The organism is Acinetobacter sp. 228 (assembly GCF_048147885.1).
The window spans coordinates 1-2,399 of record NZ_JAYWYV010000059.1; the positions used below are offsets into that span (position 1 = coordinate 1).

Consider the following 2,399-nt stretch of genomic DNA (forward strand, 5'->3'; position numbering starts at 1 on the left):
TTTGATTTTTTGTCGTCATTTTTACTGGAACACAAAGCTAGAGAAAAGTGCCGACATGTTAGCAAATTCAGCAAGATATTTTCATAATATTTAGGTGCCTTTTCACTTATTTTATGGCACATTAATGATCGAGTAAAAAAACAACAAATGAAAACTTAAGGAAGATATCTTTATGCAAAGGATGCAGAAAACGATATGGTGGTGTGTGCTCGGATTTTTTATTTTGAGCCTCATCGCATGTGTGTATTGGCTAAGCCCAGACTCGGAAAATACTTCACCTCAGCCAAATAAGGATGAAGCTAAAAGTTTGGTAGCTACTTCGCAATCTACTTTAAATTCACCATTAAACGAAAATACTTATTTGAGTAAAAGTCAGCAAGATACTCAAGTTAACTGCCAATTAAAAATTGATAGTTCACAGCATTTAGTTGTGAATAGCCAAACCCGTGACTGCTTTGAATATTTTATTACGCAGTATGGCGAGAGCAATTTACAACAAGTTAAAACTCATTTTGAGAAATTTATACAAGATCAATATTTAGAGCCAGCCCGCTCACAGATTATTGATTTGTGGACGCGTTATTTAAAATACCGTGAGCAGCTTGCACAAATTCAACCGCCTCAATCTAAACAACAAGATCAAAATTATTTTCAAAAGATCTTCAGTTCAATTCAAGATATAAGAAAACGTTTCTTCTCTGCCTCTGAAATTGAAGGGTTATTTTCAACAGAAGATATTTATCAGAACTACACATTAGATCGCATGAAGATTTTAGAAGATTCATCTTTAAGCGAAATTGAAAAAGCTAAAAAACTTAAAGAGCGCTTTGAACAATTACCAGAAGACTGGCAAGAAAACCTACAAGAACTTTCAAAGCTTGATGATTTACACACACTGACCAAACAAATTAAAGCTCGCAATGGTTCAGCAGAGGAACTTCGGCAAATGCGTACAGCACTTGTTGGAGCTGAGGCAACTCAACGATTAGAAACTTTAGATATACAGCGTAATGCGTGGCAACAGCGAGTAACTGGCTACTTAAATCAACGTGATGAAGTCCTACATAGCAATATGAGTGACAGCGCTAAAAAACAAGCTATTCAACAACTACGCCAACAACAATTTAGCTCATCGCAAGAACATCTTCGTCTTAGAACTTTTGAAACAGTCCATGATCAAGGAGGTGAACTACCCTTTAACTACTAGGCTTTTCTATTTCAAAGTGAGCCAAACCTTATCCAGCAGTAGAAGCTGCTTCTCATACAAAATAAAAATAGTGAGTAAAAAATGAAAAGGAACTTAATATTTTTCTGTGCTGCAATACTCTCAGGACTGAGTGTTTCAGCAACCCATGCCACAAATGCCGAGCAAGTCAAAAGCTCATTCGTCTATTCGACTTATGCACAAACCAAATATCCATTGGTTTTTAACCATGGTATGGCGGGTTTTAATCGAGTTGGAACAGATACGCTTGGTCTGGACTACTGGTATCAGATTCTTCCTGATCTTGCACGTAACGGAGGAAATGTCTGGGCAACAAGAGTTTCTCCGTTTAACTCAACTGAAGTTCGTGGAGAACAACTTGCCCAACAAGTAGAAGAAATTATTGCCATCACCGGAAAGCCTAAAGTCAACTTGATCGGACATAGCCACGGGGGACCAACAATTCGCTATGTCGCTGGGATCATACCTGAAAAAGTCGCTTCGCTTACTACTATTGGTGCACCTCACAAAGGATCACCAATGGCAGATGTCATCCTGAATGTTGAGGGTACTCCTCTATCTGGGTTGGCAACATTAGTAAACTGGTTTTCCGCAGCAATTACTTGGGCAGGAGGTCTAGACCCAAATAGTTATCCGCATGACTCCCTAGCAGGTGCCCACAGTTTATCGACTCAAGGCTCTGCACAGTTTAATGCCCAGTTTCCAATGGGTGTTCCTACCACGTCTTGTGGTGAGGGTGCTTATCAGGAGAAAGGCATTTATATGTATTCATTCTCTGGTAATAAAGCGCTGACAAACCCATTAGATCCATTTGATATAGCATTGACAGGAAGTAGTCTAGTGGTTGACCCATTTGGGGATAATGATGGGCTGGTTTCTCGATGCAGTGCCAAATTTGGTAAAACTATTCGTGACGACTATAACTGGAATCATTTAGATGAAGTCAATCAGATCATGGGAATACGTTCTATTTTTGCAGCAGACCCTGTCTCGGTTTACCGTCAACATGCTAACCGTTTAAAACTTCAAGGATTATAAGCTTTAAAACAAAAAAAATGCGCCAAAAGGCGCATTTTTTACTCGCTATAAGCTTACGCTTTACGAGCTGGTAATTTTTCACGAATACGTGCAGCTTTACCAGACAAGTCACGGAGGTAGTAAAGTTTAGCACGAC

At 39.1% G+C, this 2,399-nt stretch carries 3 protein-coding genes; 2 read left to right on the forward strand and 1 reads right to left on the reverse strand.

Features of this window, described 5'->3' with window-relative positions:
• Positions 1-172: 172 nt before the first annotated feature.
• Both VXQ92_RS15730 and VXQ92_RS15735 read left to right on the forward strand, forming a co-directional pair.
• Positions 173-1,207, forward strand: a complete 1,035-nt coding sequence (locus VXQ92_RS15730) for a lipase secretion chaperone (protein ID WP_416682431.1) — start codon at positions 173-175, stop codon at positions 1,205-1,207.
• Positions 1,208-1,321: 114 nt separating this feature from the next.
• Complete coding sequence (locus VXQ92_RS15735; RefSeq protein ID WP_136512430.1) at positions 1,322-2,263, forward strand: lipase family alpha/beta hydrolase; 942 nt, start codon at positions 1,322-1,324, stop codon at positions 2,261-2,263.
• Positions 2,264-2,316: 53 nt separating this feature from the next.
• Here the strand turns inward: VXQ92_RS15735 and VXQ92_RS15740 are convergent.
• Positions 2,317-2,399 (reverse strand): 50S ribosomal protein L19 (locus VXQ92_RS15740; protein WP_416682433.1); only part of this gene is annotated, 83 nt, incomplete at its 5' end.